Raw genomic sequence first — 2888 nt, forward strand, 5'->3', positions numbered from 1 at the left:
CCAACTTGCGCATACTTGGCTCAGCGCCGCGTCATGGAGGCAGGCGACGACATAGGGAGGGACCCAGTAGCCGCTGAAAGCGTAGCACCGGCATCACCAATCCGGACGACGCGGAAGTACCCCTCCATCGTGTTCGCGGCATCGGGGATCGCAGACACCGAGAAGACCTCGACGCTAGCCCTACTTTCGCAACGCGGGCTGGCGCCGGGCGGGTTCTGCGCGCCACAGCGTCGAGAAGCGCCGCTTCCTCTTGACCCGCGGGGTCGAGTCCGGATAGCTGCAATAAGTGCACTTCTTCGAGCGCGAAATCGGCGGCCGGCGTTACCGGCTTGCCGCTCAGTCCGTCTGGGATTCCGAGCTTGGACGCCCGACGTCGCGGCAGGCCGTGCTGGGTCCGGCCGGGCCGCCACCGACCGTCGACCTGGGTGAGACGCGGACCGTCGGAACGCGGGCGGTCGGCGACGTCGGCGCGCTCGTCTGGGTCGCCGAGCAGCTGGACCTGGTGGGGCACATCAACCGGGCCTGCGCAGGTCAGGGCGCAAAGGGCGGACCGTCCATCGGCGAGATGGTGCTGGCGGTGGCGTTGCAGCGAGTATGTGCGCCGGGTGCGAAACGCGACCTGGCTGAGTTTCTCGACGAGTGCATCCCACGGGCGTCGTGCCTGCGCGCCTCCACGTTCACCGGGCAGGCCTTTCATCGTCTCGCCAAGTCGGTGAACGAACGCGAGCTGGAGGTGGCCCAGGTCGCGCTCGCCAGGGCGGCCGTCGCGCGATTCAAGCTGTCGACCGACGTGCTGGCCTTCGACACCACCAACTTCGACACCCACATCGCCACGACGACGCCGGGCGAACTGGCGCGTCGCGGTCACGCCAAGAGCAAGCGCAGCGACCTGCGGGTCGTCGGCCTCGGCTTGCTCGTGAGCGAGACCGGGCACGTCCCGCTCCTGTATCGGACCTATGCCGGCAACGGCTCCGATCAGGGCGTGCTCGACTCGTGCCTGGAGGGGCTCGGCGAGTTGCACGATGCCCTCGATGAGGCCGAGGGACGGAAGCGGCCGGCGTCGCGGACGGTCGTCCGCGACGGTGGATTTTGGAGCCCGCAGCTCGAGCTGAACCTGGAGGTCGTCGGGTACTACAGCGTCATCTCGTTGCCGCTGAGCCACAACGCCGGCGAGACCGCGCTCGCGTTCGCAGCGGGTCGCGGCGCGATGAAGAAGCTCGCCGGCAAGCTCACGGACGTCCGCGCGGCGCGGACCCGGGGCATGGTGGGTGATCTCGATCGGACGCTCGTCGTCGTCGAGAGCAAGGAGTTGCTCGAAGGACAGAAGCGCGGCATCGCCGCGGCGGTCGTCAAGGCGACGGCGGAGCTGGAGAAGCTCCAGCGGCTCGCCGAGTCCGGCCGCATCAGCCGCTCGAGCCTCGAGCATCGCGTCAAGAAGGCGCTGCGGCGCGAACACCTGTCGACCTTCGTCGTCGTCGAGGTCGGCGGCACCGACCAGGCGCCGACGTTCGCGTGGCACGTCGACGCCGACCGCCGACAACACCTGGAGCAGACCCGCCTGGGCCGCCGGGTCCTCTGCACCGATCAGCATAGCTGGACCACCGAACGCATCGTCCACGCCTTCCGTGGCCAGTGGAACGTCGAAGAGCTGTTCCGCCGGGCGAAGAAGGGCGGCATCGCGCCCTGGGGGCCGTCGTTCCAGCGCGCCGATGGATCGCTGCGCCTTCATACCTTCGCGACGGTCGTCGGGCTGATGCTCGTGAGCTTGGTCAAGATCGCGCTCCGCACGACGGACTCGGTGCGCACGATGATGGACTCGCTCGCCGACATCCGCGCGACCTTGGTGCGCACGACGACCGGCGGCATGGGCCGCCGCCCGACGGTGGCGCTCGCCCCGGAGCTGACCACGGGACAGCGCCGCGCCGTGAAGATCTTCGAGCTGGAGCGCTGGATGCCGGCGCTTGCTTCATGTATGGCCACCCGCGCCCGCCCCGACGAGCCTTCATGACCGTGACGCCGCCGATGCGAAAGTAGGGCTAGCTGTCGATCGAGCAGCTGGCCCAGCTCGGTATCGGAGATGACGCGGCCTCGCTCGATGTCGGCGAGGCCCTCGTGGACCGCGTCCACGAAGCGGGCATGATGCGCGAGTCGATCGAACGCGGCCGGCGACAGCACGACCGCGGCGGCCTTGCCGTTCTGGGTGACCACGACCGGACGTCGCCGCGCCGGCAAGGTCCGCACCACCCTCGACAGGTGGGCCTTGAACTCCGCGATGGGGACGATGTCGTCGGCGACCTGAAGCGCCGCGACGCCGCGGGTTGCCTTGCTCATGGGTCAGAATATAGACCTACCGAACGAGGCCCGCAAACGACGTCGATCTGGGTGATCCGTACCGCCGACACCGGCACGGTGCGTGACGGCGGGCGAGGCGGCGCGCTGCTCGGCGGGATGGATCCGGCCCCACCTGTCCCCCCACGTGTCCTCGGTCAACGTGCAACACCTCGGGACGCCACGGGACGGGACGTTGTTGCAATGACTCGAATCGGGTGAAGGGGCGAGGTGGCCAAGCTGAACGTCGGGACCCTGTCGGTTCGGGCCACGCCTCTCCGAGCGCGATCGTCGTGGCCGACCGAGATGATCGCGCTCCGGCGCGGTCGAAACGAACCGTAGGCGGGCCACGCCGCGGTGCAAGCGGCCGTTGAACACGAGCAGGAGGTCTTGGACGAGGTCGTGGGCGAGGGCGCCGGTGGACTCGACGCCGGGGGCGAGTTCTCAGCGTTCGCGGCTTCGATCGGGGGCTGCGCAGGATCGGCGCCGAGGTGCCTTCGTCGCGAACGGCTGCCTGCGCTTGGCCGGCGCACGCGCACGGGGCTCGTCAGCGAGGCGGT

Annotated in this window: 2 protein-coding genes and 1 pseudogene; 2 read left to right on the forward strand and 1 reads right to left on the reverse strand. The window is 69.3% G+C overall.

Annotation, left to right across the window (positions count from 1 at the left end):
- Nucleotides 1-286: 286 nt before the first annotated feature.
- Complete coding sequence (locus ACLL97_RS16865) at nucleotides 287-2008, forward strand: IS1634 family transposase (RefSeq protein WP_411281647.1); 1722 nt, start codon at nucleotides 287-289, stop codon at nucleotides 2006-2008.
- A gap of 122 nt (nucleotides 2009-2130) precedes the next feature.
- Here ACLL97_RS16865 and ACLL97_RS16870 read toward each other — a convergent pair.
- Nucleotides 2131-2331 (reverse strand): annotated as a pseudogene (locus ACLL97_RS16870) (type II toxin-antitoxin system Phd/YefM family antitoxin); the annotation flags it as partial.
- A 354-nt stretch (nucleotides 2332-2685) separates the two neighbouring features.
- Between ACLL97_RS16870 and ACLL97_RS16875 the strand changes: the two are divergent.
- The coding region (locus ACLL97_RS16875) for a hypothetical protein (protein ID WP_411281648.1) at nucleotides 2686-2888 on the forward strand (203 nt) is incomplete at its 3' end.

It is taken from the genome of Gemmatimonas sp. (assembly GCF_046594945.1).
Taxonomy (GTDB): Bacteria; Gemmatimonadota; Gemmatimonadetes; order Gemmatimonadales; family Gemmatimonadaceae; genus Gemmatimonas.